Source organism: Arthrobacter crystallopoietes BAB-32 (assembly GCF_000328305.2).
Lineage (GTDB): Bacteria > Actinomycetota > Actinomycetes > Actinomycetales > Micrococcaceae > Crystallibacter > Crystallibacter crystallopoietes_A.
This window is the reverse complement of the sequence record NZ_ANPE02000069.1, coordinates 19072-34048: the sequence shown is the minus strand read 5'-3', so window position 1 is coordinate 34048 and position 14977 is coordinate 19072. Positions and strand designations below refer to the sequence as shown.

The following is a 14977-nucleotide window of genomic DNA, read 5'->3' as shown; positions in this document are numbered from 1 at the left end:
GGTCAGGCATCCTCTCGGTCGGCAGGGCCGAAGATCTGTGCGGCCGGTACCGGCTCCTTGGGCGTGTGCTTCGGTGCCAGCTCCGGATGGTGCAGGTCCAGCGCGGGCCGTTCCGAACGGATACGCGGCAGGGAGGTGAAGTTGTGGCGCGGCGGCGGGCAGGAAGTTGCCCACTCAAGCGAAGCACCGAAGCCCCAGGGGTCGTCAACCTCGACCTTCTTGCCGTGGCGCCACGTGGTGTACACGTTCCAGAAGAACGGGATCAGCGAAGCACCCAGCACGAAGGACGCAATGGTCGAGAACTGGTTCATGGCAGTGAAGTTGTCTTCGGGCATGTAGTCCGCATAGCGGCGGGGCATGCCGATGACTCCAAGCCAGTGCTGGATCAGGAAGGTGCCGTGGAAGCCGAGGAACAGCAGCCAGAAGTGGATCTTGCCCAGGCGTTCGTTGAGCATCTTGCCGGTCCACTTGGGCCACCAGAAGTAGAAACCGGCGAACATGGCGAACACCACGGTGCCGAAGACGACGTAGTGGAAGTGGGCAACCACGAAGTACGTGTCCGAGACGTGGAAGTCCAGCGGCGGGGACGCGAGGATGATGCCGGTCAGGCCGCCGAAGAGGAACGTGGCCAGGAAGCCGAGGCTCCAGAGCATCGGTGTTTCGAACGTCAGCGAACCGCGCCACATGGTGCCGATCCAGTTGAAGAACTTCACACCGGTCGGGACGGCGATCAGCATGGTCATGAACGCGAAGAACGGCAGCATGACCGACCCGGTGACGTACATGTGGTGCGCCCAGACGGTTACGGACAGCGCAGCGATGGCGATCGTCGCGTAAACGAGGCCCTTGTAGCCGAAGATCGGCTTGCGGCTGAAGACCGGGAAGATCTCGGAAACGATGCCGAAGAACGGCAGGGCGATGATGTAAACCTCAGGGTGTCCGAAGAACCAGAACAGGTGCTGCCAGAGAATGGCACCGCCGTTTTCAGGGTTGAAGATATGGGCTCCGAAACGGCGGTCGGCGCCGAGGCCGAACAGTGCAGAGGCCAGCGGAGGAAACGCCATCAGGACGAGGATCGATGTGATCAGTGCGTTCCAGGTGAAGATCGGCATCCGCCACATGGTCATGCCCGGGGCACGCATGCAGATGATGGTCGTGATGAAGTTGACCGCGCCCAGAATCGTGCCGAAGCCAGACAGCGCGAGGCCGAATACCCACAGGTCTCCGCCGGCGCCCGGGGAAAACGTCGTGCTGGACAACGGCGCGTACGCAAACCACCCGAAGGATGCCGCGCCCTGCGGCGTAACGAAGCCGGCTACTGCAATGGTGCTGCCGAACAGGAAGAACCAGAAGGCCAGGGCGTTGAGCCGCGGGAAGGCGACGTCAGGAGCGCCGATCTGCAGCGGCATCATGACGTTGGTGAAGCCGGCGAACAGGGGCGTGGCGAACATCAGCAGCATGACCGTGCCGTGCATGGTGAACAGCTGGTTGTACTGTTCCTTGGTCTGCAGAATCTGCATGCCCGGTTCGAACAGCTCGGCACGAATGACCAGAGCCATCACACCGCCGAGGCAGAAGAAGATGAATGACGAGATCAGGTACATGTACCCGATCGTCTTGTGGTCGGTCGAGGTGATCCAGTTGACGACGATGCGTCCCTTGGATCGAGGAACGACGCGCGGTGCGACCGTCGTGCCCGTCTCCTCGGCGGTGTACTCGTAGGTAGACACTAGTTCTCCCTCGCTCCTTGCTCAGCCGCTTCCGCGTACGGGTTGCGGTCGTATTCCTCGCCGATCTGGCCGTCTTCAAGGGCGGTCATCCGCTCGGCGAACTCAGCCTCGGACACCACAGCGACGTTGAACAGCATCTCGGAGTGGTACTCGCCGCAGAGTTCGGCGCACTTACCGGCGTAGACGCCCTCGCGCTGCGGCGTGACGGTGATGTAGTTGGTCTTGCCTGGGATCATGTCGATCTTCTGCAGGAAGGCGGGGACCCAGAAGGAGTGGATCACGTCGCGGGAGTTGATCTGCAGCTCGATGCTCTGGTTGACCGGCAGGTAGAGCGTCGGCAGGCGGTCAGGCGCGCCGGTCTCGCCGTCAAGGTGGGCCTGGACACCGACGTCGTACTTATCCTCGGTGACGTAGTTGAAGTCCCAGGACCACTGCTTGCCACGAACATCGATGATCTGGTCCGGATTGTCGTCACGGGCGTTGATCGCGGTCATGTCGCGGTCCGTGAAGTAGAACAGGGTCAGAACCATGATCAGCGGAACCGCGGTGTAGAAGATTTCCAGCGGCAGGTTGTAGCTGAGCTGACGGGGGTAGCCGGTTTCGTTCTTCCGGCGGCGGTAGGCGACGATGCACCAAATCATCAGGGCCCACGTCAGAACGCCGATAGCCAACGCGGCAATCCAGGAGTTCACCCACAAATCGATGATCCGGTCCGTGTGGTTGGTCGTGCCCCGCTCAGTGGGCAGCCATCCCAATCGGACTTCTTCTGAACATCCCGTCAACAACAGCGCACCCGCCGCCCCAAGGCCTGTGGCCTTGAAGATCCTGGCGCGCCGACTGCCGGTTCGGTCCTGCGAACTCACAGACGGCCCTTCCTTCTTGTTTCGTGCAAGTGATGCCCGCGCGGCACGGCTATTCCCCCGTTGCGCACGCTGGCATATCGGTTTTACTACTCACTGTAGAGCTTACCCGCCCGGATGACCTGGATGTGACAGGTCGCGGCAGTGCGTCGGCGTTTGCCCTGATGCTGAGGCAAGCCATTCAGCGACTTAGTGGAACGAGTCACCGCAGGCGCAGGAACCACCGGCATTGGGGTTGTCAATGGTAAAGCCCTGCTTGGAAATCGTGTCCTCGAAATCGATGGTTGCGCCGCTCAGGTACGGCACGCTCATTTTGTCCACGATGACTTCGACACCTTCAAAGTCGCGGACGGCGTCACCGTCCAGCATGCGCTCGTCGAAGTACAGCTGGTAGATCAGGCCGGAGCAACCGCCGGGCTGGACGGCGACGCGGAGCCGAAGATCCGTGCGTCCTTCCTGCTCCAGCAGACTGCGGACCTTGCCCGCGGCAACATCGGTCAGCTTGACCTCGTGGACAGGCAGTTCGGTCTCGGCTGCATTTCCATTAGCGGTGCTGGTGGTTTCGGTCATTGCTTTGTCCTTATCTCTGAGGTGGCCATCAGTTGACCTTCTGCTATCACTCAGTGGTGCTGTGGCTCCGCTTCCATGGTACTTCTCGGGCACTTGGTTCCAACAAATGCCAGCGTGGCCCACTGGAGGGCGGACGCGGAGGGCGTACCGTCCTCGCCCGATCACAGACCTTCATTGTTAAGCCGGGCCAGAAGCAGTGCTTCCGCAAGAACCGCATTCCGAAAATCCCCCAAGTGCAGGGACTCATTGGCGGAATGGGCGCGGGAATCGGGGTCTTCCACGCCGGTGATGAGGATCTGGGCGTGCGGATACAGGTCCCGCAGATCCGCGATGAAGGGAATGGATCCGCCCATTCCGGTCTCGACGGGCTCTGTGCCCCACGCTTCGCCCAGGGCCCAGAGCGCGGCCTGCGCCGCCGAAGCATTCGTCTCCGTCGCAAACGCGCTCCCCTGCTCGCCTGGGGTGAAGCGGACTTCAGCGCCAAAGGGGACATGCTCCTGGACGTGGGCTGCCAAGGCATCCATCGCGGCGGCCGGGTCCTGCCCTGGAGCCAAGCGCAAGCTCAGCTTTGCCCTCGCCGACGGGAGCAGGGTATTGGAACTGAGCGCAACGCTGGGGACGTCCATTCCGATCACGGACAGGGCCGGTTTGTTCCATAACCTGTCCGCTATGGGGCCGGTGCCAGCAAGCTGCACGGACTCGAGCACGGAGCTGTCCTGGCGGAAGTCGGCCTCGGAATAATCGACTTGGGCCGATTCCGTGGCAACGAGTCCTCTAATTGCCACCGCGCCATTGTCGTCATGGAACGTCGCAATCAGGCGCGCGAGCAGGGTTGGCGCGTCCAGGACCGGCCCGCCGAACATTCCGGAGTGGACGGCGTGGTCCAGGACCTTCAGCTCCACGACTCCATCGATCAATCCGCGGAGACTGGTGGTCAGGGCCGGCACCCCCACCTTCCAGTTTGCCGAATCCGCCACGATGATCACATCGGCCTGCAGCAGTTCGCGGTGTGTTTCCAGGAAGGTGCGGAAGGTCGGTGAGCCGGCTTCTTCCTCGCCTTCAATGAAGAAGGTGAGGCCCAGACCGAATTGGTCGCCGAGGGTTGCCAGGACCGCTTCAACCGCACCGACGTGGGCCATAATCCCGGCCTTGTCGTCCGCCGCTCCCCTGCCATACAGACGGCCGCCGATCTCCGTGGCGGCAAATGGTTCGGTGTTCCATAGCCCCAGGTCGCCCGGGGGCTGCACGTCATGGTGGGCGTACAACAGCACCGTCGGTTTGCCAGGCAAGGCGCGCCGCCGCGCCACGACAGCAGGTCCGCCTTGGCGCTCCCCATGGGGAACGCTGAGTACTTGGACGTCGTCCAGCCCAAGTCCGCGAAGCAGGTCTGCCACCGTCTCTGCACTATGTGCGAGGTCTGCCGGTTCGAAGGCCTCCCATGCGATCCCGGGGATCGCAACGAGTTGCTCGAGTGTGGAAATGGTCTGCCCCATCCGGGCGTCGACAGCTGCAGCGAGAGCGGCGGTGTCCGGGATTTTCCGGTTGCCACCTGGTCTGGTCTGGCCGGTTTCTTCACGAGTGGTCATACCGGCCACCCTACTCCCGGGGCGGGCACGGCGGACAAGCGCCTGCGGGGTATTCTTGATGGGTGTTTGGACGAAAAAAAGAGGCGGCCAGTGCCCCGGAACCCGTAGAACAGCCCGAGCCCGAACTTGCCCGCGGCCAGGGCAAAGGTACACCGACGCCGCGGCGCAAGGACCAGGAAGCGGCCCGCAAACGGCCCCTAGTGCCGAACGACCGCAAGGCAGCCAAGGACGCGAACCGGAAAGCGGTCCAGGAAGAACGCATCCGGATGCGCCAGGCCATGGATACCGGTGAAGAGCGCTATCTTCCGTTGCGCGACAAGGGCCCGCAGAAGCGGTTCGTCCGCGACTTCGTCGATGCGCGCTGGGTCCTGGGCGAGTTCCTCATCATCTTCGCCCTCATTTTCGTCGTGCTGAGCTTCGTGCAGGACATCAACGTCCAAGCCTTCATCCTCGTGGGCTTCTGGGTGCTGCTCGCGCTGGTGGCCGTCGATGCGTTCATCCTCGGCCGGCAGCTGAAGAAGCGGTTGACAGCCAAATTCGGCGAGGTTGAGCGCGGCGCGGTCTGGTACGGCGTCATGCGCGGCCTGCAGCTGCGACGGATGCGCCTGCCCAAACCTCAGGTCAAGCGGGGTCAATATCCAGCCTGACCGCGGTGCCTTCTACCCGCTTCAAGCGGGCCGGCCTCTCCCCCGGGAGGAACCGGCCCGCTTTCCGCCTTAAGCCCGCTGCGGGTTCCCGGCGGGCTGCCGGCGCCCGCGTGCAAGTGCACGATTGATGCGCGCGGCCCAGAACGGACCCTCATAAAGGAACGCGGTGTAGCCCTGCACGAGCGTAGCGCCGGCATCAAGCCGTTCCTGGACGTCAGCTGCCGTTTCCACGCCGCCCACGGCAACCAGCACCAGCTCCTCCCCCACGGTGGCACGCAGCCGCCGCAGCACCTCAAGGGACCGCTGCTTCAGGGGCGCTCCAGAGAGGCCACCGGCGCCGCAGGCAGCTACCTTGCCGGCGTTCGACACAAGCCCCTCCCTGCCGATCGTGGTGTTCGTGGCGATGATGCCGTCCAGCTTGAGGTCCAACGCCAGCTTGGCAACGTCGTCGATATCCTCATCGCTCAGATCAGGGGCGATCTTGACCAGCAGCGGCACATGCCGCCGCGCCACAGAGTCGGCCGTCTCCCCCACTGCCGCGAGCAGCGGACGCAGCGTCTCGACACTCTGCAGCAGGCGAAGACCCGGGGTATTCGGCGAGCTGACGTTGACGACGAGGTAGTCCGCCTGCGGCGCCAGCAGCCGCGTGCTCTGCAGGTAGTCGTCAATAGCGTTTTCCAGTTCAACGGCCTTGGTCTTGCCGATGTTGACACCCACGATCGGCCGGCGGGCGCCGTAGCGCCGCTGAAGTGACCGACGGGCAGAGATAAGCCGCGGCGCTACGGAGGCTGCGCCGTCGTTATTGAACCCCATGCGGTTGATGACCGCGCGGTCCTCCACCAGCCGGAACAGCCTGGGCCGCGGGTTGCCAGGCTGGGCGGCCCCGGTGATCGTGCCGACCTCGACGGCGCCGAAACCCAGGTCGAACAGCGCCTCGATCCCGTGCCCCTCCTTGTCGAAACCGGCGGCCAGCCCGAACGGGGACGGAAAGGTCAGCCCCAAGGCTTTAGTTTCCAACGAAGGTGCAGGCGCCGTGAGCCGGCGCAGCGCCGCACCAGCGCCGCTGGCATGGGCCAACCTGATCATCCGGAAACCGATAGTGTGGGCACGTTCCGGGTCCATCCATGAGAAAGCGGCTCGGAAGAAGAGTGGGTACAGACGCATGAACCTAGTTTTGCGCCTAACGCATCGCGCGCCAAACCGGCAGGTTTAGCATGAAGGCAGGGAATGGAGGGACCAGGTATGCCAGCGGTGTGGATCGAGGACATCCTCGGAGCCGGATTCGAATCCACGGCGCTGGAAGTCCCGGCCGGCGACGGTGCGACGCGCAGGGCCACGCTTGTCCGGCACCTGCCGCAAGCGGGCGGAGCCGAGCGGGCCGGGCATGTGGTCCTGTACCTGCACGGCTGGAGCGACTACTTCTTCAACACGGAGCTGGCCGACTTCTGGCACCGGCTCGGTGTGGCCTTCTACGCGCTGGACGTCCACAACCACGGCCGGAACCTGCGGATCGGCGAACCGGACCAGGGCGATGCTGTGCCGGGCGATTCGGCGGGAGCGGATCCTGAGAGCAGGACCGTTGGCGGCGGGGATTTGGCCGGTTACGCTTCGGATCTGGCCGATTACGACGACGAAATCGCCACCGCGGTGGCCGCCGTGCGCGAGGACGCTGCGGCCCGGCTGGGTCTGGACGAGGCCGACATTGACTTGACCCTGATGGGCCACTCCACGGGGGGCCTCGTCGCAGCGCTGTGGACGAATCGCAACCCCGGCGCGGTCAAGGCGCTGGTCCTGAACAGCCCGTGGCTTGAGGTGCACCGCAGTTCGCTGGTGCGCCGGGCCGCCGCCAAGGTGCTCGATCCGCTCTCGCGGCTCAAGCCGGAAGCGGAGATCAGGCTGCCGGCACGCGGATTCTATTGGCGGACCATCAGCAGCACCGAGGAAGGCGAGTGGGACCTCGACCCGGACCTGCGGCCGCCGTTCGCTTTTCCAGTGCGAGCCGGCTGGCTCAGCGCCGTTTGGCAGGGGCAGTCCGAGGTGGACAAGGGGCTGTCCATTACGGCGCCGGTACTGGTGCTGACCTCGGCCCGCAGCGTCTACGGTCCACTCTGGCATGAGGATATGAAAGCTGCGGACGCTGTGCTCGACGTGGAGACCATGGCCGCCAGCGCCGTCAAACTGGGGTCGACTGTCACTGTCGAACGGATCGAGGCTGCCCTGCACGACATCTTCCTCTCGCGGCCCGAGGTGCGGGCGGATGCATATGCCAGGCTGGAGCGCTGGGCGAAAGCCTACATCTTGTCTGGCCGGGATTAGCCGGCGGTACCCGTTGCCGCTGCATCCACTGCGCCGCCGTACCGCCGGTCGCGCTGCGCGTAGATATCGATCGCTTCCCACAGCGTCCGGCGGTCCACGTCCGGCCAGAGGATGTTCATGAAAACCATCTCGCATACGCCGACTGCCACAGCATGAAGTTGGAGAAGCGCTGTTCGCCTGAAGTGCGGAGGAAAAGATCGACGTCGGGCAGGTCCGGCTCATCGAGGTAGCGCTGGACCGTCTTTTCCGACACCGCGGAGGGCTTGATCCTGCCGGCTGCGACATCGGCCGCAATGGCTGCGGCCGCGTCTGCAATTTCGGCCCTGCCGCCGTAGTTGACGCACATATTCAAGGTGCAGACGGTGTTTCCCGCCGTCTGGCGCTCCGCCACCTCGAGCTCCTTGATGACGGACTGCCAGAGGCGCGGCCGGCGGCCGGACCAACGGATCCGGACTCCCCATTCGTCCAGCTGGTTCCGCTGGCGGCGCAGCACGTCCTTGCTGAACCCCATCAGGAAGCGGACTTCTTCCGGGGAGCGTTTCCAGTTCTCGGTCGAAAACGCGTAGACACTGACGTGCCGCACACCGATCTCGATTGCACCGGCCATCACATCCAGCAGCGCTGCTTCACCGGCGCGGTGCCCTTCGGTCCGGGGCAGGCCGCGCTGGTTGGCCCAGCGGCCGTTACCGTCCATCACGATCGCGACGTGCTCCGGGACCAGCTCCGAGGGCAGCTTGGGCGGGAGGGCGCCGGAGGGATGGGGAGCCGGTTGGCTCGGGTTCAGGGTTGTCACACTCGCTCCACGTGTTTGAGGGATCTGACGGATCGTTCCAGGTGCCATTGCAGGTAGCTGGCTACCAGGCCGGCGGCTTCGCGCCGGGCGGGCGGGATGGAGGCGTCGGCGGAAGGCCAGTCCCCGCTGAGCAGGGCCGCCAGCAGAACCATCGTTTCCGGTGCCGGTGAGGCCGAGCCGGGAGGGCGGCAACCGTGGCAAACGGCGCCCCCCAGTGCAGCGGAGAAGGCCGTATGCGGGCCCGGTTCAGAGCAGCGTGCGCAGTCCGTGAAGCTCGGCGCCCAGCCCGCCGTTGCGAGGGCGCGGAGCAGGTACGAATCGAGCACGAGTTCCGGTGCATGACGGCTTCGGCTCAGTGCCGACAGCGCTCCGATAACAAGTCCGTAGTGCGTCGCAGTCGATTCGCCGTCGACATCGGTCAGTTTCTCGGCCGTTTCGCAGATCACGGCCGCCGCCGTGTACTTGGCATAGTCGGCCACAATTTCCCGGCCGTACGGGCGAAGCGTCTGCGCCTGGGTGACGATGTCCAGGTTGCGGCCGGCAACCAACTGCACGTCGGTCACCATAAAAGGTTCCAGCATGGCACCGAACTTGCTGCTGGTGCGGCGGACCCCCTTGGCGACGGCACGCACCTGGCCGTGGCGCTTGGTCAGCAGGACGATGATCCGGTCCGCCTCGCCGAGTTTATGCGTCCGCAGAATGACGCCTTCATCCCGGTAGGTTCGGGAGGCGAAGGATCGGTTGGACACGGCCCCATTGTCCCACTGACTGCGCCCGGCCCGCACATCGACGGACCGGGCGCGGCCGGACGGGCTACTGGGCCGGGGCTTCGCCTGCCGCGGCCGATCGCGCGACGTTGTCCCGGATGGCCCGGTTGACCGCGGACACAACCGCCTTGAGCGACGCCATCGTAGTGTTGGTATCGATGCCTACGCCCCAGAGCACCCGCTCCGCCACCGCGCATTCCACATAGGCCGCCGCGCGGGCATTGCCGCCTTCGGACAGCGCGTGCTCGCTGTAGTCCAGGACCCGCACATCCACGCCGTCCTGGCGGAAGATGTCCAGCAGTGCCGCGATCGGACCGTTGCCCTCCGCTGTCCTGCGCTGCTGCACCCCGTCCACGATGAGGGAGGCGGTCAGCTGGAATGATCCATCTTCGGCGGAGTCCGTCTTGACCGAGCCGAGGGTGTAGCGTCCCCACTGGCGCTCGGGAATCGGCAGGTACTCGTCGTTGAAGATCTCCCACAGCTGGGCGCCGCTGACCTCGCCGCCGACGGTGTCCGTGCGGCGCTGGATCACGCCGGAGAACTCGATCTGTGCCCGCCTCGGCAGGTCCAGGCTGTGCTCGTTCTTCAGCAGGTACGCAACCCCGCCCTTGCCGGACTGGGAATTGACGCGGATGACGGCCTCGTAGCTGCGGCCGAGGTCCTTGGGATCCACGGGCAGGTACGGAACGGCCCACGGAATCTCATCGACGGACTTGCCCGCAGCCGCGGCATCGCGCTCCATCGCCTCGAAGCCCTTCTTGATGGCGTCCTGGTGGGATCCGGAGAAGGCGGTGAACACCAGGTCGCCGCCGTAGGGTGAGCGTTCGGGCACCGGCAACTGGTTGCAGTACTCAACGGTCCGCCGGACTTCGTCGATGTTGGAGAAGTCGATCATCGGGTCGATGCCCTGGCCGAACAGGTTCAGCCCCAGGGTGACCAGGTCGACGTTGCCTGTCCGCTCGCCGTTGCCGAACAGGCAGCCCTCGATGCGGTCCGCGCCGGCCAGGTAGCCCAGCTCGGCCGCAGCCACGCCGGTGCCGCGGTCGTTGTGCGGGTGCAGCGAGAGGATGACATTCTCCCGGTTGTCCAGGTGCCGCGACATCCACTCGATGGAGTCGGCATAGACGTTGGGGGTGGCCATCTCGACCGTGGCCGGCAGGTTGAGGATGACATTGCGGTCGGAGGAGATCTCGAAGACATCGGTCACTGCGTTGCAGATCCGGGCTGCGAACTCCAGCTCGGTGCCGGTAAAGGACTCCGGCGAGTACTCGTAGGTGACCTCGGTGCCCCTCAGTCCTTCCTCGTACTTGCGGCACAGCCGTGCACCCTGGAGGGCGATATCCACAATGCCGTCCATGTCCTGGTTGAACACCACCCGGCGCTGCAGCACCGACGTCGAGTTGTAGAGGTGGACGATCGCGCGGTCCGCGCCCTCGATCGCGTCATATGTGCGCTCGATGAGATGCTCGCGTGACTGGGTCAGCACCTGGATCGTCACGTCGTCCGGAATGCGATCGCCCTCGATCAGCTGGCGGACGAAGTCGAAGTCCGTCTGCGAGGCGGACGGGAAACCGACCTCGATTTCCTTGAAGCCCATCCTGACCAGCAGGTCGAACATCTTGTGCTTGCGCTCGGGGCTCATCGGGTCGATCAGGGCCTGGTTTCCATCCCGCAGATCGACGGCGCACCAGCGCGGCGCCTTCGTGATGACCTTGTCAGGCCAGGTGCGGTCCGGCAGCTCGACGGTGATCTGGTCCTGGAACGGAATGTACTTATGGATGGGCATTCCGGAGGGTTTCTGCGCGTTTCGCATGGTCTTTGGCCTTTTCTGCTAATTCCTGTGGCGGCTTCGGCCGGGCAACACAAACTCCGCGGCGAGGATTCGGCCGTCAAACAAGAGTTCTTTAGGCCTCGCCGCGGCAGCTAAGAAGAAGCATTTCAGCACGCACAATTTCACACTAGCACGGTGCGTAGGATGAGGAAGAACATGTCAACCGCTGCTACTTCAGAAAGGTGCTGCCATGACCCGTTCCGGCATCGTCCTTGACCACGTCGATTCCTCCGTCCGGCCCCAGGACGATCTGTTCCGCCACGTCAACGGCAGGTGGCTGGCCGAAACGGCCATCCGTCCCGACCGCCCGCTGGAGGGTTCGTTCACCGCCCTCCGGGACGAGGCCGAGGCCGCGGTCCGGCAGATCATCGAGGAATCCGCAGCGGACCCGGACCCGCGCACCCCTGCCGGAAAGGTCGGCGTCGTCTATTCCCGCTTCATGGACGAGGCGGAAATCGAGGCCCGGAAGTTCACGCCCCTGGCCGCCCAATTGGCGGCGATCGATGCCGTTTCGGACCGGGACGGGTTGCTTGCCCTGCTGACCGAATTCACCCGGCAGGGGGCCGCATATCCACTGGCCTTCTTTGTCAATAACGACGCCGGCGATCCCACCAGGTATTTGGTCTACCTGTACCAGGCGGGGCTGGGCCTTCCGGATGAGTCTTACTACCGTGAGGACGAGTTCAAGGACATCCGCGCCCGCTATGCCGAGTATGCGGAGGCCATCCTGGGGCAGGCCGGTTTTGCCCCGGCCGAGGCTGAAGCGGCGATCGCCCTCGAGCACAAGCTCGCTGCCGGCCATCTGGACAAGGTCTCCTGCCGGGATCCGCAGAAGACCTACAATCTGCGGACCATCGAGGAACTGGCGGACAGCTTCCCGCGTGTCCGCGACTGGGTTGAAGGCATCGGCGGCCAAGGGCGCGGCATTGCGGAAGTCGTCGTTTGCCAGCCGGACTTCGTCGCGTTGTTGGCAGGCCTGCTCGAAGACGAGCCCGTGGAGAACTGGAAATCATGGCTGCGCCTGCAGCTGCTATCGTCGGCTGCGCCGTACCTGCACGCCGAAGCGGTCCAAACGCATTTCGACTTCTACGGCAAGGTCCTGAGCGGGACGCCCGAACTCAAAGAGCGCTGGCGCCGCGGGGTCGCCCTTGTCGAAGGAGCCCTTGGGGAAGCGATCGGCCAGGAGTACGTGGCCCGGCACTTCCCGCCGTCGCACAAGGAGCGGATGGAGGAACTGGTAGCCAACCTGATTGCCGCATACCGCGAAAGCATCAGCTCCCTGGAGTGGCTCAGCTCGGAGACGATCGACCGGGCTTTGGAGAAGCTGCAGGCCTTCCGGACCAAGATCGGGTATCCGACGAAATGGATCGACTACTCCTCGTACGTCCCTGGGGACGATGTCTGGCAGAACGTCCTGGAGGCCAATGAGTTCGAGGTCCGGCGCAACCTCGACAAACTGGGCGGGCCGATCGATACCGAGGAGTGGCATATGACGCCGCAGACGGTCAACGCCTACTACATGCCGACCATGAACGAGATCGTGTTCCCGGCGGCCATCCTGCAGCCGCCGTTCTTCGACGCGGATGCGGATCCCGCCGCAAACTACGGGGCCATCGGCGCCGTTATCGGCCACGAAATCGGCCACGGTTTCGACGACATGGGCTCGCAGTATGACGGAACCGGCGCCCTGCGGAATTGGTGGACCGATGCCGACCGCGAGGCCTTCGAAGGCCTGACTGCCCGCCTCGTTGACCAGTATGCCGTGTTGAGCCCCGAAGAAGCTGCGGGCAAGACAGTCAACGGGGAACTGACCCTGGGCGAGAACATCGGCGATCTGGGCGGCCTGATTATTGCCTTCAAGGCCTACCAGCTCAGCCTCGGCGGCCAGGAGCCTCCAGTGATCGACGGGCTCAGTGGAGTGCAGCGGTTCTTCTACTCCTGGGCAGAATGCTGGCGCCAGAAGATCCGCAGCGAAGAGTCCGTCCGAAGGCTGACCATCGACCCGCACTCGCCGAACGAATTCCGCTGCAACCAGGTTGTGCGGAACATGGACGAGTTCCACGCTGCCTTCGACGTCCAAACCGGCGACGGTCTCTGGCTCGATCCGGCACAGCGCGTGCGGATCTGGTAACGGCAGCACCAAGGCCGCCCCTTCCGCTGCCCAACGGCGGCGGAAGGGGCGGCCTTGCCTTATAGCTGAGCGGGCCTAGAAGCCGCCGGACCCCTGGCACGTGACCTGGTCCGCGGTTTGGCCGCGCAGGTTGCCGCCCACTCCCCCGGTGGCCTCCAACTGTGTGCCGGTGGCGAAGTCCGCCCCCATGCTGATGGTTACACCGTGGTTCCGTTCGGAGGAAAGCACGCTGGCCTTGGGAACATTCAGTTCTTCCGCCAGTTCATTGGCAACGTCTTCGAATCCCGCCGAATAGAAGATCTGGGTTGCCGGACTGGTCTCCAGTGACTCCGTCCCGGTTGCGAGCAGGTAGCCGAGCGTCTGGAGCTGTTCGGCAATCTCACTGCTGCGCCCGTCGGTGCCGGAAGCGTTGACGACCTCCACCGGCTGGGCCGACGGATCGAATGCCGGCTCCTCGGGCTCGGGGGCGGCCGGGGACGACGGTCCGTCGCTGGGCGCGGGCGACGCAGGTTCTTCGTCCTCGTCCGCCGCCGTGACGTCGCCGTCGGCCCGAAGGATGCTGAACAGCTTCTCGCCTTCCACTTCGTCCATGACCAGCCTGTTCGGGTTCGGCTCGTACAGGCTTGTCGGCAGGGACACAAAGGCGACCTTGCCGAGGTCAACGTTCTTGATCCGGTCGGCCAGCGCCAGCAGCTTCGTGATCTCCGCCAGCCCCTCGTCCACGGTCAGGTTGCGAGCGATGGCATCGGCAATGTTGTAAAGCCGGGGCACATTGGTCAGGGTCCCCTCGGACGTGATCTTGCGGGCCATCGAGGACAGGAAGCTCTGCTGGGCCCGGATCCGGCCGCGGTCGCCGCCGTCGCCGAACGCATGCCGGGTCCGCAGGAACGCCAGCGCCTGCTCGCCTTGGATTTCGCTCACGCCGGCCGGCAGCTCGAGATTGGAGTAGGTATCGTGGATCGGCTCGTTGACGCAGACCTCGACACCGCCAATGACCGTCGAGAGCTCCTTGACGGCGTTGAAGTCGGCCATCATGAAGTGGTCGATTTCCATCCCGGTCAGCTGGTTGATCGCAGCAACTGTGCAGCCAGGACCGCCGTAGCTCAGAGCGGTGTTCAGTTGGGCGAACTGCTGCGCGGGGTAGATGGCGCCGGTCTGCGGATCCTCACAGGCAGGAATGTCGGTCAGCAGGTCGCGCGGCAGGCTGACAACCGTGACCCGCTCGCGGTCCGCGGACAAGTTCATCAGCATCATGACGTCCGAGTTGCCCTTGCCATCGGAGGAGGGATCCCGGCCGTAGGCGCCGCCGGTGTTGGCCCGCGAATCGGTACCCAGGATCAGGATCTGCACCGGATCCGTGCTCAGGTCGACCGGCAGGCCCTGGGCCTCGGTGCCCAGGTTGAGCGGTTCTGTCGTGAGGCTGGAACGCAGACCCACCACCTTGACCACGATGACGCCCAGGCCGGCCACCAAAGCGCAGGCCAGCACGGCAGAGACAACCTTCAGCCAGGTGAAGCGTTTGCCTTTCCGCAGGTGCCGTGCGGTGCTGTGCCGGACGGGATGCGTTTCTCCGGCACGGACCGGAGGAGCGGGAATTCCGCCTTCGTGATGCAGCGGATCATCACTCGAACTGCCGCGACGACCCACGGATGCCTGCCTTTCGGGAAAATATCAGCACGAGGCGGATAAACGGATAATCGTGAAAAATTGCTACTCATGCACACGGACGGCTACTGGGGAAAGTTC

General features: G+C 64.5%; 11 protein-coding genes and 1 pseudogene. 3 read left to right on the top strand and 9 right to left on the bottom strand.

Translation table 11 applies throughout. From position 1 onward, the window contains the following. Nucleotides 1-2 precede the first annotated feature (2 nt). The 4 genes from ctaD to D477_RS03400 all read right to left on the bottom strand — a co-directional run bounded on the left by ctaD (nucleotide 3) and on the right by D477_RS03400 (nucleotide 4746). Nucleotides 3-1730: an aa3-type cytochrome oxidase subunit I gene (ctaD, locus tag D477_RS03415; RefSeq protein ID WP_005267332.1), complete on the bottom strand. Its 1728-nt coding sequence runs from the start codon at nucleotides 1728-1730 to the stop codon at nucleotides 3-5. Then, nucleotides 1730-2593 (bottom strand): aa3-type cytochrome oxidase subunit II, encoded by an 864-nt coding sequence (gene ctaC / locus D477_RS03410; protein WP_043845451.1) that lies wholly within the window; start codon nucleotides 2591-2593, stop codon nucleotides 1730-1732. The genes ctaD and ctaC overlap by 1 nt, the downstream gene beginning before the upstream one ends. Nucleotides 2594-2779: 186 nt before the next feature. Next, entirely contained in the window at nucleotides 2780-3160 is a 381-nt protein-coding gene (locus D477_RS03405; protein WP_005267329.1) for a HesB/IscA family protein, read from the bottom strand. 161 nt (nucleotides 3161-3321) lie between these two features. Beyond that, nucleotides 3322-4746 carry a dipeptidase gene (locus D477_RS03400; RefSeq protein WP_005267322.1) on the bottom strand — a complete coding sequence of 475 codons (1425 nt, stop codon included), beginning with the start codon at nucleotides 4744-4746 and terminating at the stop codon, nucleotides 3322-3324. A gap of 62 nt (nucleotides 4747-4808) precedes the next feature. Here D477_RS03400 and D477_RS03395 point away from each other — a divergent pair, with 62 nt between their 5' ends. Further along, the gene (locus D477_RS03395) at nucleotides 4809-5393 is read left to right on the top strand and encodes a DUF3043 domain-containing protein (RefSeq protein WP_043845447.1); all 585 of its coding nucleotides are present in this window, start codon (nucleotides 4809-4811) and stop codon (nucleotides 5391-5393) included. Nucleotides 5394-5462: 69 nt separating this feature from the next. Here the strand turns inward: D477_RS03395 and D477_RS03390 are convergent, their stop codons facing one another. Then, the gene (locus D477_RS03390; RefSeq protein ID WP_043845445.1) at nucleotides 5463-6557 is read right to left on the bottom strand and encodes a quinone-dependent dihydroorotate dehydrogenase; all 1095 of its coding nucleotides are present in this window, start codon (nucleotides 6555-6557) and stop codon (nucleotides 5463-5465) included. Between the two features lie 78 nt (nucleotides 6558-6635). Here D477_RS03390 and D477_RS03385 point away from each other — a divergent pair, with 78 nt between their 5' ends. After that, on the top strand, nucleotides 6636-7709 hold the full coding sequence (locus D477_RS03385; protein ID WP_005267310.1) for an alpha/beta hydrolase: 1074 nt from the start codon (nucleotides 6636-6638) through the stop codon (nucleotides 7707-7709). On the opposite strand, the pseudogene D477_RS03380 reads toward D477_RS03385, so the two are convergent. The 3 genes and pseudogenes from D477_RS03380 to leuA form a co-directional block, all read right to left on the bottom strand. Further along, nucleotides 7706-8550: pseudogene (locus D477_RS03380) on the bottom strand (isoprenyl transferase). The gene D477_RS03385 and the pseudogene D477_RS03380 overlap by 4 nt on opposite strands. After that, complete coding sequence (gene recO / locus D477_RS03375; protein ID WP_005267308.1) at nucleotides 8499-9251, bottom strand: DNA repair protein RecO; 753 nt, start codon at nucleotides 9249-9251, stop codon at nucleotides 8499-8501. Before recO ends, D477_RS03380 begins: the two are co-directional and overlap by 52 nt. Nucleotides 9252-9315: 64 nt before the next feature. Continuing rightward, the gene (gene leuA / locus D477_RS03370) at nucleotides 9316-11082 is read right to left on the bottom strand and encodes a 2-isopropylmalate synthase (protein ID WP_043845440.1); all 1767 of its coding nucleotides are present in this window, start codon (nucleotides 11080-11082) and stop codon (nucleotides 9316-9318) included. Nucleotides 11083-11290: 208 nt separating this feature from the next. On the opposite strand from leuA, the gene D477_RS03365 reads away from it, so the two are divergent. Beyond that, entirely contained in the window at nucleotides 11291-13231 is a 1941-nt protein-coding gene (locus D477_RS03365; protein ID WP_005267303.1) for a M13 family metallopeptidase, read from the top strand. A gap of 75 nt (nucleotides 13232-13306) precedes the next feature. Here D477_RS03365 and D477_RS03360 read toward each other — a convergent pair whose 3' ends face one another. Further along, nucleotides 13307-14878 (bottom strand): LCP family protein, encoded by a 1572-nt coding sequence (locus tag D477_RS03360; RefSeq protein WP_005267301.1) that lies wholly within the window; start codon nucleotides 14876-14878, stop codon nucleotides 13307-13309. Nucleotides 14879-14977 lie beyond the last annotated feature (99 nt).